The organism is Pseudomonas sp. PsB, assembly GCF_043658375.1.
In the GTDB taxonomy this organism is placed as follows: Bacteria; Pseudomonadota; Gammaproteobacteria; order Pseudomonadales; family Pseudomonadaceae; genus Aquipseudomonas; species Aquipseudomonas putida_Z.
This window is the reverse complement of the sequence record NZ_JBIGLU010000013.1, coordinates 51,633-76,725: the sequence shown is the minus strand read 5'-3', so window position 1 is coordinate 76,725 and position 25,093 is coordinate 51,633. Positions and strand designations below refer to the sequence as shown.

Annotated in this window: 27 protein-coding genes and 1 pseudogene; 2 read left to right on the top strand and 26 right to left on the bottom strand. The window is 55.9% G+C overall.

Annotated features, from left to right (window positions below):
* The first annotated feature begins 92 nt into the window (after positions 1-92).
* Complete coding sequence (locus ACGLHT_RS17060; protein ID WP_274120747.1) at positions 93-1,598, top strand: hypothetical protein; 1,506 nt, start codon at positions 93-95, stop codon at positions 1,596-1,598.
* 71 nt (positions 1,599-1,669) lie between these two features.
* On the opposite strand, the pseudogene ACGLHT_RS17055 reads toward ACGLHT_RS17060, so the two are convergent.
* A pseudogene (locus ACGLHT_RS17055) lies at positions 1,670-1,904 on the bottom strand (IS5/IS1182 family transposase); the annotation flags it as partial.
* Positions 1,905-2,022: 118 nt separating this feature from the next.
* Between ACGLHT_RS17055 and ACGLHT_RS17050 the strand changes: the two are divergent.
* Positions 2,023-3,303, top strand: a complete 1,281-nt coding sequence (locus ACGLHT_RS17050; protein WP_137164394.1) for a hypothetical protein — start codon at positions 2,023-2,025, stop codon at positions 3,301-3,303.
* A gap of 89 nt (positions 3,304-3,392) precedes the next feature.
* Here the strand turns inward: ACGLHT_RS17050 and ACGLHT_RS17045 are convergent, their stop codons facing one another.
* From ACGLHT_RS17045 to sctW, 25 genes are all read right to left on the bottom strand, one after another.
* Positions 3,393-4,739, bottom strand: a complete 1,347-nt coding sequence (locus tag ACGLHT_RS17045) for a hypothetical protein (protein WP_274120746.1) — start codon at positions 4,737-4,739, stop codon at positions 3,393-3,395.
* Positions 4,740-4,768: 29 nt separating this feature from the next.
* Positions 4,769-5,203 carry a hypothetical protein gene (locus tag ACGLHT_RS17040; RefSeq protein ID WP_137164395.1) on the bottom strand — a complete coding sequence of 145 codons (435 nt, stop codon included), beginning with the start codon at positions 5,201-5,203 and terminating at the stop codon, positions 4,769-4,771.
* A 272-nt stretch (positions 5,204-5,475) separates the two neighbouring features.
* Positions 5,476-5,922, bottom strand: coding sequence for a hypothetical protein (locus ACGLHT_RS17035; RefSeq protein WP_137164396.1), 447 nt, complete (start codon positions 5,920-5,922; stop codon positions 5,476-5,478).
* On the bottom strand, positions 5,912-6,631 hold the full coding sequence (locus tag ACGLHT_RS17030; RefSeq protein WP_170978860.1) for an oxygen-regulated invasion protein OrgB: 720 nt from the start codon (positions 6,629-6,631) through the stop codon (positions 5,912-5,914). Before ACGLHT_RS17030 ends, ACGLHT_RS17035 begins: the two co-directional genes overlap by 11 nt.
* Entirely contained in the window at positions 6,603-7,175 is a 573-nt protein-coding gene (locus tag ACGLHT_RS17025; RefSeq protein ID WP_137164397.1) for a hypothetical protein, read from the bottom strand. Before ACGLHT_RS17025 ends, ACGLHT_RS17030 begins: the two co-directional genes overlap by 29 nt.
* Positions 7,159-7,881 (bottom strand): EscJ/YscJ/HrcJ family type III secretion inner membrane ring protein, encoded by a 723-nt coding sequence (locus ACGLHT_RS17020; protein WP_137164398.1) that lies wholly within the window; start codon positions 7,879-7,881, stop codon positions 7,159-7,161. Before ACGLHT_RS17020 ends, ACGLHT_RS17025 begins: the two co-directional genes overlap by 17 nt.
* Positions 7,878-8,141 (bottom strand): type III secretion system inner rod subunit SctI, encoded by a 264-nt coding sequence (gene sctI / locus ACGLHT_RS17015; protein ID WP_337993877.1) that lies wholly within the window; start codon positions 8,139-8,141, stop codon positions 7,878-7,880. The genes ACGLHT_RS17020 and sctI overlap by 4 nt, the downstream gene beginning before the upstream one ends.
* A gap of 112 nt (positions 8,142-8,253) precedes the next feature.
* Positions 8,254-8,514, bottom strand: a complete 261-nt coding sequence (locus ACGLHT_RS17010) for an EscF/YscF/HrpA family type III secretion system needle major subunit (protein ID WP_025339837.1) — start codon at positions 8,512-8,514, stop codon at positions 8,254-8,256.
* A 16-nt stretch (positions 8,515-8,530) separates the two neighbouring features.
* On the bottom strand, positions 8,531-9,697 hold the full coding sequence (locus ACGLHT_RS17005; protein WP_249352884.1) for a PrgH/EprH family type III secretion apparatus protein: 1,167 nt from the start codon (positions 9,695-9,697) through the stop codon (positions 8,531-8,533).
* 238 nt (positions 9,698-9,935) lie between these two features.
* Positions 9,936-10,574 carry a winged helix-turn-helix domain-containing protein gene (locus ACGLHT_RS17000; protein ID WP_274120744.1) on the bottom strand — a complete coding sequence of 213 codons (639 nt, stop codon included), beginning with the start codon at positions 10,572-10,574 and terminating at the stop codon, positions 9,936-9,938.
* 249 nt (positions 10,575-10,823) lie between these two features.
* A complete protein-coding gene (locus tag ACGLHT_RS16995; protein ID WP_137164401.1) occupies positions 10,824-11,087 on the bottom strand; it encodes an acyl carrier protein in 264 nt (87 codons plus the stop codon).
* 38 nt (positions 11,088-11,125) lie between these two features.
* On the bottom strand, positions 11,126-12,079 hold the full coding sequence (locus tag ACGLHT_RS16990; RefSeq protein ID WP_137164402.1) for an IpaD/SipD/SspD family type III secretion system needle tip protein: 954 nt from the start codon (positions 12,077-12,079) through the stop codon (positions 11,126-11,128).
* Positions 12,080-12,093: 14 nt separating this feature from the next.
* Positions 12,094-13,122 carry a hypothetical protein gene (locus ACGLHT_RS16985; RefSeq protein ID WP_137164403.1) on the bottom strand — a complete coding sequence of 343 codons (1,029 nt, stop codon included), beginning with the start codon at positions 13,120-13,122 and terminating at the stop codon, positions 12,094-12,096.
* 19 nt (positions 13,123-13,141) lie between these two features.
* Positions 13,142-14,899, bottom strand: coding sequence for a type III secretion system translocon subunit SctE (gene sctE / locus ACGLHT_RS16980; protein WP_274120743.1), 1,758 nt, complete (start codon positions 14,897-14,899; stop codon positions 13,142-13,144).
* The gene (gene sicA / locus ACGLHT_RS16975) at positions 14,899-15,396 is read right to left on the bottom strand and encodes a type III secretion system translocator chaperone SicA (protein WP_025339843.1); all 498 of its coding nucleotides are present in this window, start codon (positions 15,394-15,396) and stop codon (positions 14,899-14,901) included. Before sicA ends, sctE begins: the two co-directional genes overlap by 1 nt.
* A 138-nt stretch (positions 15,397-15,534) precedes the next feature.
* On the bottom strand, positions 15,535-16,566 hold the full coding sequence (locus ACGLHT_RS16970) for an EscU/YscU/HrcU family type III secretion system export apparatus switch protein (RefSeq protein ID WP_274120742.1): 1,032 nt from the start codon (positions 16,564-16,566) through the stop codon (positions 15,535-15,537).
* Position 16,567: 1 nt separating this feature from the next.
* On the bottom strand, positions 16,568-17,347 hold the full coding sequence (sctT, locus tag ACGLHT_RS16965) for a type III secretion system export apparatus subunit SctT (protein ID WP_137164406.1): 780 nt from the start codon (positions 17,345-17,347) through the stop codon (positions 16,568-16,570).
* A gap of 6 nt (positions 17,348-17,353) precedes the next feature.
* Entirely contained in the window at positions 17,354-17,608 is a 255-nt protein-coding gene (locus tag ACGLHT_RS16960) for an EscS/YscS/HrcS family type III secretion system export apparatus protein (RefSeq protein WP_025339846.1), read from the bottom strand.
* A 9-nt stretch (positions 17,609-17,617) separates the two neighbouring features.
* Positions 17,618-18,280, bottom strand: coding sequence for an EscR/YscR/HrcR family type III secretion system export apparatus protein (locus tag ACGLHT_RS16955; protein WP_274120741.1), 663 nt, complete (start codon positions 18,278-18,280; stop codon positions 17,618-17,620).
* A complete protein-coding gene (locus ACGLHT_RS16950) occupies positions 18,273-19,181 on the bottom strand; it encodes a FliM/FliN family flagellar motor switch protein (RefSeq protein WP_025339848.1) in 909 nt (302 codons plus the stop codon). Before ACGLHT_RS16950 ends, ACGLHT_RS16955 begins: the two co-directional genes overlap by 8 nt.
* A complete protein-coding gene (locus ACGLHT_RS16945; RefSeq protein WP_137164409.1) occupies positions 19,178-20,167 on the bottom strand; it encodes a hypothetical protein in 990 nt (329 codons plus the stop codon). The genes ACGLHT_RS16950 and ACGLHT_RS16945 overlap by 4 nt, the downstream gene beginning before the upstream one ends.
* Positions 20,164-20,619: a hypothetical protein gene (locus ACGLHT_RS16940; RefSeq protein WP_025339850.1), complete on the bottom strand. Its 456-nt coding sequence runs from the start codon at positions 20,617-20,619 to the stop codon at positions 20,164-20,166. Before ACGLHT_RS16940 ends, ACGLHT_RS16945 begins: the two co-directional genes overlap by 4 nt.
* Positions 20,603-21,904, bottom strand: a complete 1,302-nt coding sequence (gene sctN / locus ACGLHT_RS16935) for a type III secretion system ATPase SctN (protein WP_038408217.1) — start codon at positions 21,902-21,904, stop codon at positions 20,603-20,605. Before sctN ends, ACGLHT_RS16940 begins: the two co-directional genes overlap by 17 nt.
* Positions 21,905-21,915: 11 nt before the next feature.
* Positions 21,916-23,967, bottom strand: coding sequence for an EscV/YscV/HrcV family type III secretion system export apparatus protein (locus ACGLHT_RS16930; RefSeq protein WP_274120740.1), 2,052 nt, complete (start codon positions 23,965-23,967; stop codon positions 21,916-21,918).
* Between the two features lie 21 nt (positions 23,968-23,988).
* Complete coding sequence (gene sctW / locus ACGLHT_RS16925; RefSeq protein WP_137164411.1) at positions 23,989-25,092, bottom strand: type III secretion system gatekeeper subunit SctW; 1,104 nt, start codon at positions 25,090-25,092, stop codon at positions 23,989-23,991.
* Position 25,093: the final 1 nt, after the last annotated feature.

Sequence of the window (25,093 nt, the reverse complement as noted above, 5' to 3'; positions counted from 1 at the left end):
TTTGCAAGCGCGACCGCTCCCTTCAAGACAGGATGTGAAGCTCACTTCCGATAAGAAAAATTCTCATGTTTATTTGCAGATCCGGCCCATCTTTGAATGCCATCTTTGGTATGGACTCCCAAGGCAAACCGGAAAGCGTGGCCAAGAGCAGCCCGCAAGCCGTGACCTTATCAGATGCGCAAAAGCAAGCGATTAGCAACAGCAAGTTCTTTGAGGCGGGCGCCAGCATGTCTTTGCTGGGCCATCCGGGCAAGGTAGGCGATGTGTTCGACCAGCAAGCCCTGATGCTCGCCACCTTGTTGCGGCATGGTTTTAGCGAGCAGAGCCAAGCTGGAGGAACGCTCGTCTATTACCAGGGACGGGAGCAGCTTCTGCGCGACGTATTGCAGGCGTCTATCGCGCCCTTGTCGGCGCAGTCCGATCAGATCGGCCGAATGATGAGCTCCGACCAAGCGCTGCAGCCATGGCTGCTGGACACTTTGAGCACGCCACTACAGGGCCTGCTCAATGGAACCGGCAAACAGAGTCATGTCGAGTTTCTGACGAAGATCCGCTCCCTGAGCGCTTTTGGCACTACCGTCTGGCAGTTGATGAACCCAGTAGAACACCTTAAGCAGCCTGAACTTCATGCGCAGCATAAGGCAGCCAATAGCGCGGCGTGCGCGGCCCTGCTGCGGGAAGCAGGCTTTGATGCCCAGGCAAACGACTTCGCCGATCGGTTTAAGGAGTTTTCAAGCAAGACCCGTACACCAGCCTTCGACAGCCCGCTAAGTCGAGCCCGCAGCGAACGGATGCCGATGGTGGAAGTAGGCGGAGTGCGACGCCCGGTTAAGGGGGTATATGAGGATGCGGCCAAATTGGGCTTGGGTTTTGGTCTGGTAGTGCAAAATACCGCCGATCCTGATGGCGTCGAGCAAGCTGCCTTGCGTGCAGTGCTAGGCGAGCGCAATCAGAATATTAATGCCATAGCTCGTGAAGGGGCGCCGATTGCCGACCTGACCCGTCCCTTCACAATGTCGGAGACAGATATGGAAAATGTGCCTGAAGCCTATACACAATTAGGCCTGACCGACATGTTGGACCAATACGCGATGCTACATGGCACCGGCATTAATCGCTGGCAGGTCTTTGGCACGTTCGCGATGGAGAGTAATCTTCAAGGGCTACCCTCTGCGGGGGCACAATCAGGAGGTACCTGCGATATTCTGCTGGCGCTCAATACGCTGAACCCGGAATCCATTTACGGCAATGCGGCACTTGCACTGCCTGCCGGCTTGGGTATTGCCGCTTTCATGAACTTTGGCGGGTACCACACTTTTGCGGAAACCTTCCCTATTGCCGAGGCTGCCGCAGCCAACACCCCCTATGTCCCCAGCAATTCCGTCGCGACGCATCAGCCTGACCTGTACCAACGGATGGAGAAGGTAGCGGAGCGCTGCAGCCCAGAGGGTTCTGAGAAGCTCGCGCAGTTCCGTCAGAGCCATGCGCAGGTCCTTGAGACGCTACGCCAGCAACATCCCGATGTGGAATCGCCTGCACCTAGCGTCGAGTTCCACGCCTCTGCGCAACAGATAGCGGATTGGCGCACTCGTAATTAAACCTCGGATCAAGCCATCGGCATGGCCAAAGCATGTCGAATGCCGACCTGTGCACGATGCTGAGTTATTGCTTAGGCTCTGTACGAAAAGAGATGTCGCAAACACCGCATGGAACAAGCCAGTGAGACCATTGCTGCATAGCTTTTTGCGAGCTTGTCGAAGCGTGTCACGATGCGGCGGTTCTCTTTCAGCCAGCCAAACATGCGCTCAATGATGTTGTGCTGTCGGTATTTGGGCCGATCAAACAGTCTGGGTAAGCCAGGGGTGAGTTTTGCCCTTCATTGAGCGCATCGGGATGACGGGTTGTCCGTAGATGGCCAGGAACCTTACAGAATTTCAGCTTCCGGAGGGCGCCAATTGGGTTTCTTTGGTTTTCGTACAGAGCCTAGATAGCTATACCCACACAATAATATTGGAGCCTCCCTTGCAAAGCATGCTCAATACCATAGCTACTCAACGCTCTGCCTCGCTCACAGAAGCGACAACAAGGAGCAAGACGCCTATCAGCGTATTCGCCAATACCACGATGGTATCGGATCAAGAAAAAACTAACCTGAATGACATTACTACATTAATTGTATTTGGAGAAAAAGGAGATCTGAGCACAAACCTAAAACACCACAACATCGCTGAGAGTCGCCCAGCCTTTTATATAAATCATACGGTGGCGAACACGTTAATTCGCAAAAATATCTCCCCGCCTCCCCCCAAAAAATATCAAGGGTATGACCGTTTAAACCAAGCATTGCGGCAAATATCACTCGCAGTGAACACTGCGATGAACCTGAAACTAAACAGCAACCCGCTTGAAGTTCAGGCAAGTGTATTCTGCAATTTACTGCATCTTTCATCCAATTTCCACACAGACAAGATTCAAGAAGCGCTCCGCATTGCCTTGACAGACAGCGGCCTATTTAAATCTGCCCAGGAACGCGTTCAACCTCATGAAAGGGAAGACTGGGATAAAGTGTTAAGCGCCAGACGTGCCAGACACCATAGGAAGCTTATGGAGACCTTCGCCTCCCTCGACTCTGTGCTCACGACAATAAGCAAGGCTCATACGGAAATTATTCACGACAGAGGTATCCGCCCTGGCACCAATTTGACCAAGTCAACCATCGCATTACAATGCAAAGCCGGCTTCTTGACGATTTTCAAGGTTTTCGAAGACATCAAACGCTTCGGCGCCTCTAGCCACATCATGGTCCATTCTCCTCCCCAGAACATGGAATCGAAGCCCTACCTACCAGAAGGTGTAACCGAGACGATGCATGCAGAACAGACCATTGAAGAATACTTAGCCAAATCTGCCGACATCATCTACGACGAAGCTATTGCTAAATTAGACTTGCAAGCAGGACAACACATAATTGTAAATATGGCAGGAAGATTTGTGCCCTGCGCCGTATGCAAAGAAGTTGAACACAGCAGTACCAACGGTGGCGTTTTCGACCCCAAAAATAACAAATTTGTATTATGGCGTAGTTCCGAGCGGATTGGGATGGCATTCAAACACGAAGTACAACACCTGGCACTGCATGCCTTACACAGTCGCGACGCTCATGAAGCATTGAAAAAGGCGTTAAAAATCAGAGATGGTTTTATACTACACCAAGAAACACTTCAGTCTTATGGAGCACCGGTAGTAACCTGCTTTTCGCTTGACACAGACAGCGAAAGCTCAGACGACCAAGGGAACGATTAAAATCTCCACCCGCAGAAAACCCATCATATTTTACAAGTCCGGGACTGGCATGACTCCGGTCACGCCAGCGCCCCTTTAACTATACAGCACTACTTCAAGACACTGGCTAAAATTTCACTACCGATGGATGTTGACTTCAGGTCATCGTAGTTTAACTTATTGCTATACCCCAATGCTGCCTCACCATCAAAGACACCGACAGAAGCGAGCATGATTTCATGGTAAGAGTGATGATTCTTCGGAGGAAGTAGATTGCCCAACATCACCAGTCGAGCCTCTTCAAGTGTGGGAATCTGACTGATATCAATATCCTTGTCATAGCTCAACAGTTCACGACACATGGCGTAGTGATTCAAATACCGTAGGGTATGCCCGCTAGGACCAGAGAGAACAGGCTTGCCGTGTGCGACTGCATCAAGCACCCATTGGTTGACACTTTTGTCCTCTGTATCTGACCACCTAACCACATTGGACAACCCCCCTGTAGTATGTTGACGAAACTGACTTCCCAAGGGGTTACTGTCCCTAGAGTTGGCCTCGTCATCGGTGAATGTCTCTGTGCTCCAACTAACATTCAGGGTTTCAAACAAGGCCTTGCGCGCGGACGGTTCCATGCCCTGTAAAATGTGCAGAATCCCGTCACGATGATCAGCAATTCCGAATGTGTCTTTAAAGTAATTTGGTTCATCGCCTTTGCTGGCAACCAAGTCATTCCATCTATCCGCTATCAAGTTGGCCACACCTGCCGGATACTGAATGGGATTGTTGACCTTCCATATTTCCAAATCAAACCGATGCGAGTTCCAAGGAAAGATTGGATTATCTGGAGTTCGCACATGATTAAACATGCACTGCCGCCTTTCCATCCCTGGGACATTATAGATCTCGTCTTCAGCCTTTATCAGTGTCGCTAGCACGTGGGCGTCCAAATTGTCTTTATCAGCAATGAGTTCCTTTGCCCCACCAATATTCTTACTTTCATGCCGAATCCTTTCTTGCTGTTCAGGCGTAAAATCCCCAAACCTCATAGGCGCACCAGAATTCAACCTAATCGCCTTGGCTATCGCGTTAAGCCTGTCACTGGTCGCCAACCCCTTGCCAATGGCCACCTCAATAATTCTATTTTTTTCTGCCGTTGTTCTATAGGGATCTTGGTCAAAAACATTCGCCTCCACGTTAACCTGACCACGCCCAACTATCGCCTCCATACTTTTAGACGGCAATACGCTGGCGAACGAAACAGGTTGTAAAAATACAGGCCTTCCCTCACGCGGACTTGAGGTATGTAAATTCAACCTATCCATCACCTGCCTCAGTTCTTTGGCTTGAGCAGATGTTATTACGCTAGCATTTCTCAGAACGCCTCTGTCTTCCGCCTCGGAACTCTTAGCGGAGAGCGCACACATAACAACTGCAGCTCTATTGATACCATACATAGACATCACCCTCTACTTTAATCCCAACATTAACGACGACCAAGACAAGCATTTAAACTTATATACCCCTTCAACAAGCCCATAAACACCTCACCCAGCAGACCAGTACAAATATCGCTTGAATTAATGATTCTGTAATACACCAGAACATTATCTTCAAGAGACAGTACATCACCACTTGAATTTATTTCGAAGTAACAAGGTAGCTCAGCCAGTTCGCCCAACTCCTTATCAGTAAGAGGCATCGGCATTACTATTTTAAAAAAAAGCACTAGCTTCTCTAGATCACACTCATACTTCAGATAAAAAAAATCCCCACTTTCCAAGCGCAGAGCAACCTCACTGAGATCATAGAAATTAATATTACTCAATTGATGCTGCTCTTTTAGAACATCCAACAGCTTACTGATTTCGCACTCTACTTCCACCCGCACAGGGTCATACACGCCATTTAAATGTTCCATTACCCACCCACCATTACATTTATATTCACATAGATAACGAGTATCACCCCCACCGCACGAACCTGTTACCTTCCGTTAGGTATTGAGTACCATCCCCCAAGCTAGGTCAGGTAGCTAGCGAGGACTTGCGACTCACTCCATCTTTACTCGAAGTCGGAAACGCTCATCTGGCTCGTGGGCGACCCGGATCAGGTGGTCAGGCGATTTTTAACTGCAACTTGTTCGAAGAATCCTTAAACGGCTGATCACTCACTTAATATACGAACCTATCATTACCAACCGATATTCTCGCGACTGTCGTCATCCTCAGAAGGCTTGAACACCTCCTGCATAAACTCTTTGACGAACATACCGGTTGAGGCAACCGACACCAGCGCAACTCTTATTTCCTTGTAAGTCGCACTTTCTTCCAAGCCCTGCTCTTTCATCCGCACCATCACCTGCGTCAATACATCCATCTGCTTTTGCGTAGTTTTATAAGGCAACTCCCCACCGGCATTCGCGTATTGTTTCAAGTAACCCTGAATACCGCCCGGCGAGGGTGTCGTGGACGCTATCCACTTCATGAACTCATCGTAGAACTGAGCAAACTCAGGATCCGGATCAGCGCTGGTTTCCGCGCTTTGAAGCCCCATACGCCGATCCAGGGGCACAATCGTCTCGGTGCCTCGGCGCGGGGCCTGGCCGGCGCCTGTGGGCGAGGCGTTATCAATGATCATTGCCGTTATCCAACTCCAAAACATGAAGCGGGCTAGAACCTTCCTTGTCGAGGGCGGCAGCCCAACTGATAAAAAAGCTTCTCGACGCTTCGTCGAGCTGGCGCACGCTCTCCGGCAACTGCTTGAGCTGGGCGATCAGGCGCGGCGACAGGCGTTCCTGTGTGGCGCCGATGTCGAGCTCGACCACCTGATCCGCCAAGCGAAACAGGTAACGTTCCTGGGCATGGAAACGGATATCCACACTGTCGACTCCCAAGCCCTTCAACTTGCTTTTCAGCTCCACCTGCTGGGCTTTGCACCGCAGTGGCAGGATAATCTGCAGCGGCTCTCGCCCTTGACCTGCCCATTCCGCCTGCCAGCGCTGCAGCAGTTCATCGAGCAGACGGTCGTCCATCAGCAAATCCCCCAGCAATGACCGGGCGGCCTGTACCAATTCCGCCTGTAGCGCGCTTGCCATCACTCGCGACTGCATTAAAAGCCCGCTCACGCCAGCAGCGGCTTGCAGCACGCCTTGGGCATACCCCTCCTGAAAGGCGTTCGCACGAACACTGTCTGCGTCTTGTTGCGCTTCTGCCATACAGGCCTTGGCTCGTTCGCGGGCTTGCTGCATCAACAACCGGCAATTGCGCGCAGCAGTGCGCTCTTCATGCCTCAGCAGGAGGGCATCCGTCGAAGGAATGTCAGCAAGCGTTCTGATGGATTCGAGCATGTTGTACCGCCAGGATGAAAAGTGACGAATTCGGCGCCAGTATCGGCAAGGTTTGCTGCACCTCGACCACTCGCGGCGAGAACTGCAAGAACAGACGCTGCATGAGCGCCTCCGGGATGTAGTGACGCCAGGCTGTCAAGGCAGCGAGTCCCAGGGCGTCGAGCGACGGTTCAAGTGCTTGCGCTTCGCAGATCGCGACCGTTGGCCGATTACCCAGCTCGATACGGGCGAAGGCTCTTGTCGACGCATCGAGCTGACGCATGCGCGCCCCGCGAGCCAGTTGCGGCCACAGCAGATGCGCCCCCATGAGGCGAGCGATTGCTGGCAAATCCCGCCAATGCGCGACCCAACAATCAGTCCATGGATTGCGCTCGATCTGCTGCGGGTCGGGGCAACTGAGTTTCAAGCCTTTTAGCAACGATTGATTGAGCAACGCCCGGGCTGCCGGCTCGCCAAACAGCGCTGGCATAACACCCCGGTGAGGATGCAGATAGTCCAGCGGCTGCTGGAGGACGGCGCGCAGCGCTTCAGTTCCGCGAAGCATGCTCGATCTCTTTCGACTGTCGATACCGCATGACCCAGTACCCTAGCGCAGCCAGGATGCCTAAGACGAAAACGCCATAGAGCCAGGTAAACGCGTAGGCGCGAGGCTCCGGAAAGGGGGCGGTATGCTGAATTAAAGCCCGCTTGGACAAGACCACCGAGATATGGTCGTAGTCCACGGCCGAGAAACTGTTCTTGAGAAAACGCTTGATATCGCTAATCAGTAGCTGTGGCTCGCTGTCACGCTCATACACCACCAACGCCGAGACATGGATGGGCGCAACCTTGCGCCCGCTTTCTCCGGTCTCCAGGTCGTAACTCACATGTACCCGTGCTGAAACCACACCCTCCAGGGTATTCAACGACTGCTCCAGGCGCTGCTCCAGCGCACTGTACAGACGCGCCTTCTCGGCTCGCGGCGAAGCGACCAGAGAGTCCGCAGGAAACATCTGGGCGATTTCGACACGCGGCTTGGAGGGCAGCGAATACAGGGCCAACAGGTCGACCGCCGCCGCGAAATCCGCTTGCGCGATCTGCACCGAGTATCCGGCCTTACCGTTATCCACTTTGGTCGCAGTGATGTTATTGCGCTGCAGTACCGAAATCACTTCATTGACCTGCTGCTGGTCAAGCCTTTCGAGCAAACTCGGTTGTCGACAGCCAACCAGCATCAGGCTGATCAGCGCAAGCCAGGCAAAAACCCTCATGACGAACGCAACAAGGTTTCGGCCGTAGTCACCGTTTTACGGACCAGGACGTTGAGTAAAGAGACATCTATGTTGTACTGCGCAGTGAGCAGCTGCAATTCGCTCAACACTTCCGGGTTGGTGATATCCGGGCGTTTGAGCATGGCATTGATCCTTGCATGATCACGCTCGGTGCCCACAGCGGAGCTGGCGAAACTCTCGATCAAACGACCCTCCAGGGAAACCACTGAGCCAGGCTCGGGACGCGCCAATTCGGCCATCCGAAGCGGGCTCAGGTTCACTGACGTCAGGGAAGAAACAAACATAGGAACCCCACAAGAACAGTGCCGGCTGACATACGAAATACCTGCCAGCCGAGCGGAAACGCGAGACTTAACGCGCGGCGGAAACTATCGCCGTGTCAATTTCCTTGAAGCCCTTGATCGTATTGGTCGCAGCGTTACGGAACACATTGTAGGAAGAGAATGCAGCCTGATAGGCCGCCAATAGCGTGGGGTCCGACGCATCTTCATGCAATGCGGCCAGTGCCTCATCGAGTTTGGTTTTGAGACCGGTAGCGCCGTCCTCGAAGCTCTGAGCCTGTCGGCCCAGGAAATCATCATGAAACTCAATGGGATTTGAAACCGTACTCATATATCAACCGTTATTATCAAAGAGGTTTAGGAAAGTACCAGGATGACGGCGTCATCTTGATGTAGCCCTGGGGGCCATACTGGAACGACTTGCCCTTGAGCCAGTCATCTTTGAGCTCGATCGCGAAATGAACGTACCGCTCACCCCATTGCCGATCGAACGCTGCGACAAAGTCACCCAGGGCCTGTAACTCAGCGTCCTCAAGACTGCCCTCGACTGTAAAGGTCACACCGTCAGCATGTTTGTGCCGAGTAAAGGGCAATGCCAAGCGTTGCAAGCCTTGCTCGGCCAGATGCAGGAGTTCGTCATCGTCACTTTGTACGATCATTATTTCGCGAACGTAGGGTGCGACTGCGATCAAAGCGCTCTCCAGGCGACGCCGCAATCCGGGTGCCAGCAGGCTGCGTTGACGACTGATCAACAATCGCGGAACAACCGGATCACTGAGATCCATACGGTGATAGGCGAGTTGCGGAGCAAGGTTGGACACCAGACTCTCCAAACGGCGGCGCTCGTCGTATGTGGTCATCACCTGTGTCGCCGAGTACCCATTGCGCACCAATACCTGCCTTCCCCACGCGGCATCACGCTCGGAGTCGGCGAAGACGTAAATCGCCCGGTCGCGGCCGTAAATGACGACCATGCTGCTGTTGCCCCCGGCAATCAGCGCCTCAACATTCGACACAGGTGTATGCCGAGAAGCGTACCCACCGAAAATCGCCAACCCGACCATTATCACCAGCACCGCCCCAACAACCACTCGCCGCGAGACGAAAATGGACGTTCGAGCCTGCTCGGGCTCTGCGAGCACAAACGGTTTCTGTTCCAGCAACTCGCCACGCCACACTTCATCGAATGGGCGCACGGCGATTGGCAGCCCCGATATATTTTCCAGTGACTGGAATGGAATGAGGCGCTCAACCGCACCTTCGTCGCCCAAGATGCGAACGACACATCCCGAGCAGTCATTATCGTCAAGCAAAACCTCAAAGTTGCGGCCATCGCACTCCAGCGGAATGTAGATCGCATCTTCCGGAACACTCAACGGATGCTCGGCTGTGCAAAACCTTGCCTCGGGACCCACGACGAAAAGAGTACGCCGCTGCGCCAGAACAAATTCACAACCCTGCAGCGGGCCACTGAACACCCTCAGGACGCATTGCGTTGCAGGAGAGTCCTGCATGCTGTTCACCACCCGGTCTATCAAAATAAAAAGTGCTTAACGCTTCTACTTGCAAGCGATCATAGGGAGTAGCATATAGACAATCCTGATCAGATTATGAGGAAAGCCTGATACAGACAATCAGAACCCGGCTATATAAAAGTCGCTGACCAGCCTCGATCCCGCAATCCACGGGAAAAACTGTCGTCCCTGATCAACTAAACAACAAATTCAAAGGTCAAGACCAAGATGAGTTACATTACTTCCACGGACATCCATGATCGCGACCACGAACCAACTCGACCAACAACGCCCTGCGGTCGGCCCCGTCAATACAACGAACACTGAGATAACAATCAGGCGTCATTCGCTCGACTATGGCCTGGCAATCATCTGAAGCTTGCGCATTAGCTGTCTGTCCCGTCGGCATCACACTAAGGCTTTCGCCGAATGCGGCGGCCAGTCGGCGAACCAGTTCGCACTGCATTTCCAGGCCACGCTCATCATCCTGCACCTGCAACGGCAAGGCCAATGACGCGGGCACCGATGACGGGGAGGATGGCAAGACCGTTCGTTCGACCACCTCCCCTACAAACCGATAACCCTTGCCATAGACCGTCTTGATGTAGCCATTCTCACGCCCCAGCAACTTGCGCAGTGCATAAATGCAGCGGGTAAGGGACTCTTGGGCCACGTTGCAGCTGGGCCACACCTGGTCGAGCAACCAGTCCTTGAGCACCAGCGAACCCGCCGTACTCAGCAATAGCCGTAGTACATGCAACTCCTTGGGTGGAATGTGCAGCCCGGTACCGTCACGCAGAAGCAACCCATCTTCCTGCAGGATGCATTGGCCAAAAGCAAACGAGCGCTTTGGCCATTGATCAGTTCCCCCTTCCATAACGTAGTTCCCCCAATGCGTTGGATATACCGTGACATTGGCAAATCAAACCCGCGCCCCGGCGTGAGTGATCAACTATAGGGAAACTGATCCCAATGATATTTACGATTTTTCTACAATTCACTGGAGAATAACCAGCAATACCCAAGCGAACGCCCTGCTCATCATTGAGTCGGCAGCGCATGCCATACGGTAATGTTGCCGAGCAATAACTACGCGCCTTTACCGGTACGTACTTACAGAGCGGGACTAGACGGATGCCTGAGCGATTGCCTGATGAACCAAGCGATAAAGATCCTCCACCTCACGAATACCGGTTAAGCCCTCTGGAGACAGCTCAACACCCAGAAAGTGGTTGATCTCCAGAGCAATTTCCAGAAAATTCAACGAATCCGCACCAAGGTCCTCCACCAAGCGAGCGTTTGAGGTAACGGTCTCGACATCGACCACGAGTGTATCGGCGAGTATCGCGATGATGAGGGCGTCTATTTCAAGCTTCATCATTCGCTTCATTTCGCATTGCCATAGCCAAGGTCACCTTTACGTCGTTGTCAACCAATTCCGCTCGCGATCGCCTTGAGCATCTCTGCATACTGGCTCAATTGTGACGAGAGAATCTTGTTGAAATTCTCGTGGTACGAGTTGGCGCTACCATACTTGGTAGTGAATAACTGTAGCTGGTTCTTCAAATCGCCTTCCTGGCTATTAAACCCGGTTTGCCAAGCCTGGAATTTCGCGGTATCCCACTTCACGGTACCGTTGGGGGCTGCTGCGATCATTGCATCCAGCGGTGACAAGTCCATCATCACTCGATAACCACCCTGGCCATCAGGCTGCACACATGAATCGGGCAACCCCAAGGCCTTGGCCCACTTCTGTGCCTGTTCCTGTGTCGCAGACCCCGAAACAGGATAGAGGACGCCATCCGGGGCTTGCTGATACTTATTACGCAGCGCTTCTAACGCAGCGCGCAATTCCCCGCTGATTTCGACCTCCTTACCGTCCGACTTGCCCGTTATCCAGTCCCCCATCTTCGCCATGATGGTTTCGTTGAATGCCTTGTAGAAGTCCGAGTATTTGGTCAGCAGCGCTTCGTAGATCTCCAGGTATTCGCCCTTGATAAAACCGATCATCGCCAGCAACTGCTCAAAGAAATCGGCGCTGCCACTGAACGGGCTCAACGTATTCCGAACAGCTTCTGGCGCCAACGGCAAATCGCCTAGTTTTTTGAGCGTTTCATCCTTCCACTGTTGGATGTTGGGGCTAGCAGGGTGCGCAAGAGCTGCCCACTTGCGTAACTCGGCTTCCAGCAAATGCCCCTGAACCTGACTGGGCTTTACTTTCCCGAGCACCGTTCCACCTAACCGAGACACCAACGACTGCGTAAAACGTTCAGCCGCCGACGGCAGCGGACGATGATCGACCTCATGACCGCCAACCTTTTCATCCGCAGGCTGATCGATACGCAGCGCAATGGCAGGGCAGGACCTAGTGACAATTTCCATGATTCATCTCCTGCTCAGGCGCGTACAGAGGCGATTGCGCTCAGGGTAGAGCCACGGCTGTCGACCAACTGCTGGATGGCGTCGAGTATCTTGCTGAGCAGCGCCGTATTTTCATTGACACTCTGGTTGGCAACATCACTGACCGCCTTGTTCAGCCCCTGCTCGGACTGATGCAGCACTTCGCGCTGACGCTCTGAATACTCTTGCAAACGCAGGATGGCGGACAACCCGGAGCTGATGATCATCGCCATGGAACTGGTGGCACCGCCAACAGTCAGGTTGCGCTCGTATGTTTTTGCCTGCAGAGCACTTTTCATGCGCGCTTCCGTGGCCTGGTCCACAGCCTCACGAATCTTCGACTCAAGGACTGCCCGCTTGCTCGGGTCAATTTCCAAGTCAACGCGCATCTGGTGGGCCTGCGCATCGAACTTCGCCGCAGCCGACTGTTTGATCTTGATATCAGTATGCTTCTGGCTCTGCCCGCGCAAGGACAACCCGGCACCTGCGACGGCCATGGTGGTGGCAACGACCGCACCACTGACCGCAGCCCACATCGCGGCCTCACCACCGGCCATGATTGCAACACCTTGTGCAGTGGCGGCCTCATAAGCCATCTGCGTGAACTTGCCGCTCATTTCCGCGCTCGATTTGCGTGCGACATTGAGCGCGACAATCGACGCCACCAACACACCGATATGTTTTTCCCACGCGGCGGGATCGAACGACAACAGGTCCGCCACCGGATCTTTCACCGCACCTTCGGCCCCCTCTTTCTCCTGCTGGAGCACAGTGGCAAAAAACAAGCCCATCATCGCCTGGCTTTCGCTCTCGCTGAACCCCGAGGTAGCCAGGTGCTGATTCAACTGCTGAGCCGTCATTGCTTCGACAGCCTGAGTGTGCCGAGACATCAACACCTGCGCATCAAGCCGTCCACTGATACTGCTGATCGACAACGGCTGCTTTTGATTGACGACCTTACCTGCGACCTCTGCAACCTCAAGGCTGCTTACCGATGTGGAACGACTACTGATTGAAAAATCCATGAGTGCTGACCCTGTTGAATCAAATGTTGCGTGCCATGTTCAAGCTGCTGCTGTTGATACTGTCCTGGATGCTGAAGGCTTGCTTGATGGCGTTATCCTTGGCCTTCATGGACTGTTCGAAGAGCTGGACCATGTCGTTCAGATAGTTCTTCAGCTCTTCGGAGATAACCTTGGCGAACTGGAAGTCGGCCAGGTGCTGCGCCGCGTTGCGCTGGTGAATACCCGACTTGGTTTCCAACGCGGACTGGGCAGCGACACCACCCGCCTCTACGACTGCCACTGAAGCAGCCAGACGCGATGCATACATATCCAGGGAGATTGCATCCGACTTGAGGCCTATGCTGGAACGGGCCTTGGTCATGACACTGGAAAAACCATTGCTCACCGCCCGTGCTGCCTGCTTGAGCATTTGTGGCGTCATCTTGTTGGCCAATTTGCCGAACATGTTGCCCATCGCACTGGCGACCCGGCCCGCAGCGGACTTGCCAACGACCGCGACAACCACCAGTACCGCGACCATGGCCACGGCACCAACGATTGCGCCCATGATCATCCCCGCCATATCGGCCGACGCCGCATCGACGCCGGCCTTCTTCAGAAGATCGGCAATCCCCTTACCGATGCCCTGAATCATCGGGCCGAGGATATTGTCCATCAGAGGCTTCATGGCCTTCTCCATGAACGACACCCCGGTCAACTCCTTGACTACCATGTCCGCTGCCATCAATCCCACACCGACCGCTGCCAGCGCCAGACTGGCTCCGCCCGTAAAGGCAGCCCCGACAACACTGACCACGGTCAGCACAGCGCCCAGAATCTTGCCGATACACCCCGCCGCCTTGCTGGCAGCTTCGGCTTTACGCACTTGCTCCAGGTACTCTTCAGACTTTTTCTCCAGGTACTCCTGACGTGCCGCCTGCATGCTGCGGAACAACTCCAGTTCCGCTTCAATCTTGTTTTCAGCGCTTTCGCCCATCAACTCTGCAAAACGTGTCATCAGCAACACCATGGTCGCAGCCGCGTTCAGCTGACGCTTCATGCCATCGAGCACCGGCTTGTCGCCCAGCCCCGCGTTTTCCACCGACCTGGCCAGGGCCTCAGCCTTTTTGCCCGCCTCTCCAGCCACCTTGACTGCGGCCAGATACTTCAGCTCGGCCTTGCTCAGTAATTGTTGGGTGGCGGTCAAGTTGCCTTGCGCCAGATCACGGGCCGCCAAGGCTTTTGCATGCTCGGGCGTACCCGGCTCGGTTTTCGACAGCGCCGTTTCAGCATCGGCCAGCGCCCTTTGCGCGCTGTCGACTTTAGCCTTGGCTGCGGAGAGCTCTTCCTCGGATGCGCTCGCATAGGCGACAGCCGCGTTCAATTCCGCCAGCGCACTCAGATAATCGTCTGATAATGCCTTGTTGCCCTCAGCGCTGGCCTTGGCTGCCGACCTGAGGATTTCCATGCGCGACTTGAGTGACTCCAGGCTGACGTCACCCAGCAGGTTGATGAGCGAGGCCATCAACAAGGTGAACCTGTCTTCAGACCCCTTTTTCGCACGCTCAGCACTTGGCAGTGGCGAAGCCAGAAGCGGCCTCCCTGGCGCAGCAGTGTTGCCACCTTGCGACTGAGCGGCGTAGCTCACACCTTGCAGGTTGGCCAATGCCGTATCGGCAGCGCGCTGCCAGGCCTTGGTGTTGGCCGCTTTACTCGCCGCTTCGGCATAACGTTCCCTGCCGGCCTGACGGGCCAGCGTTTCTGGGGATAGGCGTGAGTACAAAGCCCTGATATCCATTACAACTCTTTCTCCGCATGATCAGCGTCGATAGTGGTCAACGCATTCAGGTAAGCCTGAGCCTGCTCGCGCATACCCGGCTCCTGAACATGCTCGATGACATACTCAAAACACAACTTGGCCTTACCGGCTTTACCCAGCGCCAGCTGGCATTGGCCGGTATAGAGCATCGGGCGGTAATCATTTTTTCCTTGGGCAAAAGCCACGGCATACAGATCGACCGCTTTCTGATAGTTCTGCTTGAGCTGATGCACCGCCGCCAGCCCCATCCAGTACTGCGCGTTATAGAAGTCGTAGATACAGAGAAAATGGAAAAACTTTTCCGCATCGTCCAGACGCCCCTGCTCATAGAACTCATAGGCAAAGGCGTAGAGGCCATCCATCTGCTCGGTACTGACGCCGCGCAGCTCTTTGAGCGATGCACCATCAAGTACGGCCTGCATCACATGCTCGGCAATCCGGTCCTCTTCCTGCTCTGTATGTTTTCGACTACTCATGACTACTTACTCCTGAATGTTTCTTCAGCGGTGCTGACAGGGCTATTGAGCCAGCTGAAGGCAAGGGGCGCCGTCACAAACCGCTCATCGTGGTGTACGTGAATCACTCATGCCTGCATTCGGCTTCGCAGGAGCCCCTCAGGCCTGCTCGACCTGCTCGAGCCAGACCAGCAGTCGCAGGACGTTTTCGATTTCCTGCATCTGTATGAAGGTGTAGGGCTGATGGGTCTTGAAGATGCGTCTGGCCAGGGCAATGTCACTGATCACCGGCACGCCTACTTCAGCCGCGTACTTGCGCACGGCCAATGCCCGCTGGTTGGTTTCCATCAGTGAGATAAACGGCATCACTGTGACTTCCGGACGGAAGTAAATACCCACGGCGATGTGTGTGGGATTGGCGACAATTACTCGCGAACCACGAATGTCGGATTTGATTTGCTCGGATAGCAGTTCCTGGTGCAGCGCGTGCCGCCGCCCCTTGATTTCCGGATTGCCTTCCTGCTCCTTGTGCTCGCGCTTGACCGACTGCTTGTCCATCTTCAGATCCTTGATGTACAGCCAGTACTCACACAGCGCATCGAGCAAGACGACCAGCACTATGCAGCCCAGAAAAGCCAGCGCCAGCACCAGCAACAAATGCCCCCAGATCGGGAACAGGTCGACAGGTTTCGCATGGAGTTGTGCAAACAGTAAATGCCGCTGGGTCAGCCAGACCATCCAGAAGGCAATGACAAAACTACCCAGATATAACAGGGATTTAATGGAATCCTTTACTGTTCTGAGGCTGAACAGCTTTTTGAAACCGTTAACCGGGTTCAGTGCTCCGAAGTTAAGTTTCAGGGCCTCGCTGGCAATAGCCAGACCGGTCTGTAGCAACGTGGGCAAGGCGCTGGCGAGAAAGCACACAACGATCAGCGGGGCCACGACCTTGAGCAACAGCACCCCGAGTTCAGCGGCATAACGCTGCTGATCGGCAGCAAAACCCGAAGCGATGATGCGCCGATAAACCTCTATAAGCTCCAGCAAGGTGCCATTGCTCGTCAGGTAGATGATCGCGCATAGCATCAGGCAGGAACTGGAGAGATCCTTGGCCTTGAAGGTCTGGCCCTTTTTCGCCGCGTCGCGACGCTTCTTGGCCGTGGGTTTTTCAGTTTTCGAGGCGCTGGACATATCAGCGGGCCTGCGGTGGTACGATCCAGTCCACCAGCTGATCCGGCTTGGAGGCCAAGCGCAGTATTTCGTCAGGCAGGTGTGCACTGAAATACAGAAGCAACACTAGTAACGCGATGGCTCCCTTGACAGTGAGCGACACCGAAAACGCGTTCATTTGCGGTGCAAAACGCGCCAGCAGACCAAGCAGCGCCTCGGTGAGCAACAAGGTCGCCACCACCGGCGCGCTGATAATCAGCATTTTGCTGATTAACGGATCGATCAGGCCGAGCAACGGCTCAATCCGCAGTTCGCATCCGAATACCGGCGAGCAGAGTTGGTAGCTGTGGCTCAGAGTCTCCACCAGCAAGGCCATTCCCCCACCCTCCAGGTAAATCACTGCCGCGAACAGCTGGAGAAAATTCGCCAATTCCGAGGTGTCGTCGCCGTTGGCCGGATCGATCGTGTTCCCTAACATCGCTCCGCGCTGGTTATCGATCAGGTTGCCCATGCCGTGCAACACCCAGAACGGCCAGGACAACAGGCAGCCGAGAATCACGCCCACGCCGGCCTCTCGCAATAACAACCCGTAGAAGCCAAGCGAGTCCAGGCGCGGCAACGTGCCAGCGGTATAAGGCCAGAGCGCCATGCCAACCAGCACGATCACGGCATTTCGCGGTGCTCCGGTCAGTGCGCGACTGTTGAGAAACGGCAACATGAAAAAAACCGGTGCCAGGCGAGCGAAGCAAACCATTGCACCGGCCAGCCAGCCATGCAGGTCAAAAAAAAGGCTTACGTTCATCGCGATTCACTTCAGGGCCAGGCGCATGACTTCCCGACTGAAACCCAGCAACGTCTCACCGTACCAGCCAGAAAGCAGAAACAGACAGACCGACACCGCCAGCAGTTTGAAGCCAAAGGGCAAGGTTTGCTCCTGAAGCTGGGTCACGGTCTGAAACAGGCCGATGAGCAACCCCACCAGCGTGGCGACGATGATCGGCCAGGCCACCAGAACCAATATCAGGTACAGGGTTTTGTTGCCGGCAAACACCAGATCATTCATCGCGGATCCTCACTGAGCAAGGGACAGGTACTGCCCAACCAGTCCGGTAGAAAGCAGGGCCCAGCCATCCAGCGCAACGAACAGCACCAGCTTGATAGGTACCGAGATGATCACCGGGCTCATCATCATCATGCCCAGGGCAAGCAAGATACTGGAGACCACCAGGTCGACGATGACGAAGGGCAGATACAGATAGAAACCGATCTTGAAGGCGGCTTTGATTTCGCTCAGTGCATAGGCTGGCAGCAGCGCAAACAACGAGGGTTTCAGCTTTTCATCGAACGCGCCATCGACGGCATTCGGGTTCTCGCGCGCGATCTGCGCCCGCTCGAAGAACTGCGCCAGGTCTGGGTCGGTGTACTTGGTCAGGTATTCGCGGTAACTGCCCAGGCCGTTATCGAGGAACGCCACCACCGCATCGATATTGGTGAACTCAACCCGGTTTTCCTTGTAATAGTCATAACCTTGTTGCACCACGGGGCTCATGACGAACATCGCCAGTAATAGTGCAACGGCGTTGAGGGTCATGTTCGATGGCACCTGCTGCAAGCCCAGAGCGTTGCGTACGATAACGAAGACAATCGAGAACTTGATATAGCAGGTGCCCGCGGCAATCAGGAATGGCAACAACGAAGCCACTGCCAACAGCCCGATCATTGAAACGTCATTCATTACCCGTGCCCCGCCCCACCTCACGCAGCTCGACGCCCAGGCGATCGCCTAGCTGGACCAGCTCACCCACAGCAATGCACTTGCCAGCGACACGAACTTCAACGTTGCTCAAGGCCGTGGATTCCAGGGGCAGCACCTGGCCCTCGATGAATGCGTTGAGCGCAGCCAGGCTCAGGGTGAGTTCGCCCAGTACGAATTCAAGTTTGACCGGCAGCTCCGATAGCACGCTGGGAGCGGCCGGCGAAAGGTTATCCGGAGGGGGGAGTTGCATGTGCAGACCTTCCTTGACAAAGGTGAACTGGCCGATACACAGGTCGGCCATGAAGAGTTGTCGGGTTTGCTCGGCGATGACCAGCACATCGCCCATCGCCAGTTGCCGATAGGGCAACCGAGCCAGCTCGCTGTTACCGAGCACGACTCGCAGGACCTGCGGCACGGCCTGCAACCAGGCTTGCAGCGGGCGCGAAGCCTCCTTGCGCTGGCTCGGCCCTTCCACGACCCACACGTCGCTCTGGGGCGTTGCAATGCAGGGCAGACAAGCCCCTTGCAGCGCCTCTCCCTGAATGAGCTCGAACGCGAACAGGCGCTGGTAGTCCAGCAGCTCGGGCGCAACTTCGACGGGCCGGCTGACCGCCGAGAACAGTTCCAGAGCCTCCTGGCCTGTGCCCTCTTGAAGCAGCCATTGCGACCACTGCGGAGCCACGGCGTGCAACCACTCGCGAGCCCCGATCATGCCTTGCCAGAGGCCGTGGCAACCTTGGGCCCAGAAGGCTAGATAACGTGTCTGTGGCGAGGGTTGGCTCAACCGCACAGGGTGCCCCTCACGCTGCCAGCGGGCCACGGCATGGCGCCGCTCATAATCAAGTGGCGCAACGCAGCGCAACAACAGGGTGGAGGTCACGCCTGCTGCCCTCCCTGCTCCCCTGTATCTCCAAGCGTTTGACGGCTCTCCTCTTCGAACTCCTCCTCCGCTCGCTCCTGCTGATGACGGTCACGGTGTTCATGCCTCTGCTGATCAGCCAAACGCCAACGCGGATCCGGCACCTGCGCCAGGTTGTCGCTCAAATAGCTGGAAACCAACGAGCTGTCTGGATTGAGCAACAACTGCTCGGGGCGTTCGCCGCCCGCCTTGCTGACCGTGATCAGACCCACAGCATTACCTTTGCTGAAGGGCACCTGAAGATAGCCCCTACCCTCTTGGGCAGTGCTGGCTTCAGGCGCCGGCTTCGGTTCAGATGTCGGGTTGGCAGCCACCGCCGAGTGCGTTACGCGGTGCAAATGCAGTGACTTTTCCAGCAAAGGCAGTGGTTGCGCCGGTAAGGCTTGAGGCGTTTCCTGCTTGACCGCTCTGTCGGCGACAGCTCGATCACAGGCCCAGAGCGCACTGACAACAGTGGTCCGATCAAGCTCCTGTGTCCGCATGGCGACCGGCAAGCGGGTAGACGACGATGGAACTTTCTGCTGGGCCGACGCATCGATGGCAGCCTGAACGGGTGTGGCGAGCGCAGTGGCAACGGACGCCTGAACAAGCACCTGCGCAGCGATCGGTAAACGCGTAGCCTTCAAGGCAGGTCGAGCATCAACCCGTGCCGGCGATGAAGGCACGGAAGGCTGCTTCATTGACACATGTATCGTCTGTTCCACCGATACTTTGGCCGACCTGGACTCAGTCTCGGCCTCTGGGCGCAGCGCTGCCAGCGATGGCTTTAGCGGGAGCTCGCGCAGTGGCTGCAACTGCGCCAACATTACAAGCGCGCCCTGCGGCAAGTCGTCCAGTGCCTTACGGTCTTCAGAGACGTGCGGTTGAACTTCATGGCCGAGCTCATCGGAGGGTAAAAAATCTTTGACCGGGCGGACTGCCACTACAAGAGGGCGCACTACGCTCATTTCCAATTCACCAATAGTTCATCAATGTCACGTTCTTCCTGGCGCCACAGACGTGAACGACGCTCGCCCAGCAAACGTTGCTCCAGACTCTGGTACTTCATATGCTTTCTCTGCAGCGCCTTGATATGCCGTTGCAAACGCTCGACCCCTTGAACCGCCTCTTGGTGCTGGTCCATCACGCGGATGCGCTCCAGCGCCAGGTTACCGATCTGCCGCCGAATGACAGCCTGACGCCGCAACAGGGCCAGCAACTGCGCATGGCTCAACCGCAGGTCCTCGGGACGTTGACTTGTCATGAGCTCATCGAGCCCCAGAGCCTGCTGCTCGATCGCCTGCAACTCACGCTGAAGCGAAGCCAATGCGCGCAAGGCCTGATCGAGCCCTCGCTCACACGCCTGCTGCTGGTAGTCGCTGAATTCCAGCAGCCGCCGGACACTAGCCAAGCAGACCATGCAGGCTCTCCAGCGCGGCCTGAGGCGCACATCTCTCGCTCAAATCCTGGCAAAGCCACGCCATCAACGCTTCGCGACAGGCCATGGCCTGATCGTTAGCCGCATTTTCCCCGGATCGGTATTCCCCCAAATCGAGCAATACCTGCAGCTGCTCGATGCGGCGCAACACCTTGCGGGTGTTGGCCGCCAGTTGCTGAACATCGTGTCCGGTGACTTGATGCGCCACCCGACTGGCACTACGGAGCACATCGATTGCCGGGAAATGACCGCTGGCGGCCAGCTGGCGGCTCAGGTAGATATGCCCATCGAGAATGGAGCGAATCTCCTCGGCAACAGGGTCAGGTTCATCGTCGCTTTCCAGCAGTACGGTGTAGAACGCGGTGATGCTCCCGTTGACGGTCACGCCCGGACGTTCCAGCAAACGCGGCAGGGAGTCGAACACCGAAGCGGGATAACCGCGCCGCGCCGGCGCCTCACCCGCCGCCAACGCGAGGTCGCGGCGAGCACGGGCATACCGGCTCATCGAATCAAGCATCAAAACCACCTGCCGGCCTTGATCACGGAAATATTCGGCGATTGCCGTTGCCTGTAATGCTGCATTGCAGCGGTCGATCGAGGAGAAGTCCGAGGTCGCGTACACCACCACACACCGCGTGCATTTATCCGAATGACGCAACGTCTCGACAAACTCGGTGACCTCCCGCCCCCGCTCTCCGATCAGCCCGATGACGAACACATCGGCTTCGCTGTGGGCGATCAACATGTTCATCAACGACGTCTTGCCTGATCCCGCCGCGGCAAAGATGCCGATGCGTTGACCAATGCCGCACGTCAACAGGCCATCGATCGCCCGTACGCCGGTGGCCATCGGCTGGCTTACCGGGCGACGCTCGTGGTAGGCCGGAGGAGCGGCATCCACTGCACAATCGCGACCATCGAATGCATCGCCGGGGGCCAAACGTTCGACTATCCGCCCCTGGGGGTCGATCACACTACCGAGCATGGCAGCGCTGCAATACAGGCTGAGCAATGAACCGGTAGGCACGATCAGCGATTCACGGGACAACCCTCGCGCATCACCCAGCAAACTGAGCAATACCGCATCGGGGCTGAAGCCGATCACTTGCGCGCGAGCGCTCACCGCAGTGTCCCGCCAGTTTCCGCGCACCTCGCATACTTCGCCGATCACCACATCGTGCAGTGCCGCTTCGAGAAGGGGACCATTCAAACGCAACGGGTGGGCAGCACGGCGTTCCAGCGATGGCCGACTGATTGGCAGTTGCATAGTGCATTCTCCTAAAGGGTCTTGAGCACAGTCACTGAAATGGCGTCGGAAATCTCGCCAAACGACACCACGTCCAGTTCCCGATAACGGCCCTCGATCAGTTTCTTGATATAGCGCCGCACATCCACCGAGGCCAGGATGACCATGTCTTTCTGAGGGATGTGCAGGCTATCGAGCCCGACTGCCAATCGGTCCATAAGCTCTTCGCTGGCGGAGGGTTCCAGGTTGAGGAAGCTTCCACTAGAGGTGTGGCGGATACCCTTGCGCACCACGTCCTCGAACTCCGGCGAGAGCAGCAGAACGCGCAGTTCATTGCCGTTGGCAAATTTGTTACTGATGTAGCGCGCCAGGCCGCCGCGCACATGCTCGACCAACACAATCACGTCTTTCTCGCGCGAGCCCCAGTGAGCAAGCGTTTCAAGAATCAGTTTCATGTTGCGCACCGAGATACGCTCGGCGACCAAGCGTTGCAGGAGCTCAGCGACTTTCTGTACCGGGGCATGGCGATAGACCTCTTTGACCAGGTCCGGGTAGCGCGCTTCCATCTCGTCGAGCAGGATCTTGCTCTCCTGCACCCCGAAAAACTCCGAAATATTGCGAGCCAGCAGGGTTACCAGACAGCGATAGAATTCGTCATGAGCCGTACGCAAATGATGCCCCAGGTTCTGCAGTTTTTCGCGCTCGCTGCTGCGCACCCATACGCTGGTTTGCTTATTGCTGTCGACGCCCCTGGTCAAGTCCAGGCCGAGATGCTCAAGCTCTGGCTTGTAATCGACAACACGTAGCTGGTCGAAGTGGATATCGAACTGGTCTGCACGAACCTCGTTGATCAACACCGCGACTTGCCCAATCGGCAGTGAGTCGGCACCGCGCAATCGGGGTTCGGGGATCCGGATACCGTAATCGATGAAGAACTGGCTGCGAAAACGCTCACATAATCGAGCCTCGCGTAGCGCTTCGACGCGAGCGCTTGGCACCAGCAGCATCAAGGCGACGGTTTCGGTGGCCATGTCATCGACGTTCTCGATCAGGCCCAACTCGCTTTCGGGTTCCCCCTCTTCACCCGCCAAAGACACAACGGGGGCAGTACCCGAGCTTTTCTTCTCCAGCCGGTAGCGAAAGAACAGCAATGCCACCAGCGCACTGGCGATGATCAGAAACACCGCAACCGGGAACCCTGGCAGCATCGCCACACCGACCGCCAGCAAGGCAGTGATACCCAGCACAAAAGGATGCCCCAGCAGTTGGGTCATCATGTTGCGCCCCAGGTTGGCCTCGTCTCCGTTGACACGGGTCACGATGAAACCTGCACCAATGGCGATCAACAGCGCGGGAATCTGCGCTACCAGGCCGTCACCGATAGTCAGCAACGTGTAGGTCGACAGCGCCTCGGACATGTCCATTCCCAGTTGCCCGACACCGATTGCGATCCCCCCCAGAAAGTTGACGAAGATGATGATGATCCCGGCGATCGCATCGCCCTTGATGAACTTCATGGCGCCATCGAAGGACCCGTACAACTGGCTTTCGCGCTCTAGCGTACTGCGCCGCTCACGCGCCTCCTTGGCATCGATGACACCGGCCTTGAGGTCGCCATCGATGCTCATTTGCTTACCCGGCATGCCGTCGAGGGAAAACCGCGCCGCCACTTCCGCCACGCGTTCGGAACCCTTGGTAATGACGATGAACTGCACGATGGTGACAATCGCGAAGATCACGAAGCCCACCACCAGGCTGTCGCCAATCACAAACTCGCCGAAAGACGCGATGATTTCACCAGCATCGGCCTGCACCAGGATCAGCCGGCTGGTACTGATCGATAACGCCAGACGGAACAACGTGGTGATCAGCAACAGCGCGGGAAAGGTGGAAAAACTCAGGATCCGCTCGATGTAGAACGACCCCATGAAGACGAGGATCGCAATGACGATGTTCAGACCGATCAGAAAATCCACCAGCGGCGTCGGCAATGGAATGATCAGCATGGCGATGATCATCACCATCAGGGCCAGGATCAGCAGCTCGGGGCGAGAAGTGACATTGCGCAGGAATTTATCGAGCATGATAAGTACCGACCTTCAAGATCAGGAGGCGAAACGAGCCGTCAATGCGGCATGTCGCTCGATGGTTTCATGGGCAAACACCAGGTCGGCCAAATGCGTGAATTGCGCTGCGATGCGCGCCAGTGCCTCGTCATCGCCAAACAGCTCCAGCGGCAGCGCCAGGCAGGCCAGTCGCAACAGTTGCAGCAGTTGCGCGCGCTCTTGGTGTTCAACCAACAACAAGCGCTCCCCAAAGAGACCTGACAGCAACGAGTCGAGCTCGTCGGGAAACTGCAACAGCCCCAACAAGAACACCAACCAGTCCGGCTCGCTGGCGTTATGCTGGCAAACCAGCTCGTGTACGAGCAGCCCGTGGATGAACACGACATCAACCGAACGCAGACGCTTGAGGTCACCCAGTTTTTTCAGCAACTGGCCAAACTCGTCGCGTGAACAACTGGGGTCCTGGGCATCGATGTCCGTCAGTAACGCAGCCTCGATGAACTCCAGGACAGAGCCACGGTGCTGATAACCGTAGAGGGCTATCCAGTCCTCATAGGACTCGACCGGGCCGCCTTCGGACTCCAGGAACGCGCGATAGGTGTCACGCAACAAGGCCGCCCGCAACACCAGCACCTTGCCAAACATCTTGGCTTTGAGTGCCGAATTGATACCAGCCTTCAAACGCCTGGGTGGCGACTGAACGAGCACCTGTTGCAGTAGCGCCTCCAGACGCCAGCGAGTCGCCTCGGCCATCACTTTTTCCCGCAACAGTTGGCGCAGTACCAGCACCAGATCGCTGTCATCGGGAAACAGCCCCCGGGCCTGTGCCAGCAGCCATTCGATGCTGCGCTCGGCAAGCTTGGCCAGCGACTGTATTTGCCGAGCCTTGGGAATCACATCTTCATCCAGAACCCGCTCGAAGCTATCTGCCAAGCCTTCGAACTTGTCGCCGAAATCGCCTCTACGGCGAAACTGCGAACGCAGGGACGCCGCCATCTCATCGCTGTTTTCAACGAATCGCTGGACGCTGGCTGCTGGAGAAGCATCGTCGTCTGGCGCTTCAACGACCTTTGCCTGGGGCTCGCTGCCCTGATGCGTGCGCGGCATCTGTATGCGCGGCAGCACTGCGCCAATAGCAGCCATA

Coding starts and splice junctions, on each gene's coding strand:
- ACGLHT_RS17045 (WP_274120746.1), bottom strand. CDS start 4,739: ATGTATGGTATCAATAGAGCTGCAGTTGTTATGTGTGCGCTCTCCGCT.
- ACGLHT_RS17040 (WP_137164395.1), bottom strand. CDS start 5,203: ATGGAACATTTAAATGGCGTGTATGACCCTGTGCGGGTGGAAGTAGAG.
- ACGLHT_RS17035 (WP_137164396.1), bottom strand. CDS start 5,922: ATGATCATTGATAACGCCTCGCCCACAGGCGCCGGCCAGGCCCCGCGC.
- ACGLHT_RS17030 (WP_170978860.1), bottom strand. CDS start 6,631: ATGCTCGAATCCATCAGAACGCTTGCTGACATTCCTTCGACGGATGCC.
- ACGLHT_RS17025 (WP_137164397.1), bottom strand. CDS start 7,175: ATGCTTCGCGGAACTGAAGCGCTGCGCGCCGTCCTCCAGCAGCCGCTG.
- ACGLHT_RS17020 (WP_137164398.1), bottom strand. CDS start 7,881: ATGAGGGTTTTTGCCTGGCTTGCGCTGATCAGCCTGATGCTGGTTGGC.
- sctI (WP_337993877.1), bottom strand. CDS start 8,141: ATGGCCGAATTGGCGCGTCCCGAGCCTGGCTCAGTGGTTTCCCTGGAG.
- ACGLHT_RS17010 (WP_025339837.1), bottom strand. CDS start 8,514: ATGAGTACGGTTTCAAATCCCATTGAGTTTCATGATGATTTCCTGGGC.
- ACGLHT_RS17005 (WP_249352884.1), bottom strand. CDS start 9,697: ATGCAGGACTCTCCTGCAACGCAATGCGTCCTGAGGGTGTTCAGTGGC.
- ACGLHT_RS17000 (WP_274120744.1), bottom strand. CDS start 10,574: ATGGAAGGGGGAACTGATCAATGGCCAAAGCGCTCGTTTGCTTTTGGC.
- ACGLHT_RS16995 (WP_137164401.1), bottom strand. CDS start 11,087: ATGAAGCGAATGATGAAGCTTGAAATAGACGCCCTCATCATCGCGATA.
- ACGLHT_RS16990 (WP_137164402.1), bottom strand. CDS start 12,079: ATGGAAATTGTCACTAGGTCCTGCCCTGCCATTGCGCTGCGTATCGAT.
- ACGLHT_RS16985 (WP_137164403.1), bottom strand. CDS start 13,122: ATGGATTTTTCAATCAGTAGTCGTTCCACATCGGTAAGCAGCCTTGAG.
- sctE (WP_274120743.1), bottom strand. CDS start 14,899: ATGGATATCAGGGCTTTGTACTCACGCCTATCCCCAGAAACGCTGGCC.
- sicA (WP_025339843.1), bottom strand. CDS start 15,396: ATGAGTAGTCGAAAACATACAGAGCAGGAAGAGGACCGGATTGCCGAG.
- ACGLHT_RS16970 (WP_274120742.1), bottom strand. CDS start 16,566: ATGTCCAGCGCCTCGAAAACTGAAAAACCCACGGCCAAGAAGCGTCGC.
- sctT (WP_137164406.1), bottom strand. CDS start 17,347: ATGAACGTAAGCCTTTTTTTTGACCTGCATGGCTGGCTGGCCGGTGCA.
- ACGLHT_RS16960 (WP_025339846.1), bottom strand. CDS start 17,608: ATGAATGATCTGGTGTTTGCCGGCAACAAAACCCTGTACCTGATATTG.
- ACGLHT_RS16955 (WP_274120741.1), bottom strand. CDS start 18,280: ATGAATGACGTTTCAATGATCGGGCTGTTGGCAGTGGCTTCGTTGTTG.
- ACGLHT_RS16945 (WP_137164409.1), bottom strand. CDS start 20,167: ATGAGCGTAGTGCGCCCTCTTGTAGTGGCAGTCCGCCCGGTCAAAGAT.
- ACGLHT_RS16940 (WP_025339850.1), bottom strand. CDS start 20,619: ATGGTCTGCTTGGCTAGTGTCCGGCGGCTGCTGGAATTCAGCGACTAC.
- sctN (WP_038408217.1), bottom strand. CDS start 21,904: ATGCAACTGCCAATCAGTCGGCCATCGCTGGAACGCCGTGCTGCCCAC.
- ACGLHT_RS16930 (WP_274120740.1), bottom strand. CDS start 23,967: ATGCTCGATAAATTCCTGCGCAATGTCACTTCTCGCCCCGAGCTGCTG.
- sctW (WP_137164411.1), bottom strand. CDS start 25,092: ATGGCTGCTATTGGCGCAGTGCTGCCGCGCATACAGATGCCGCGCACG.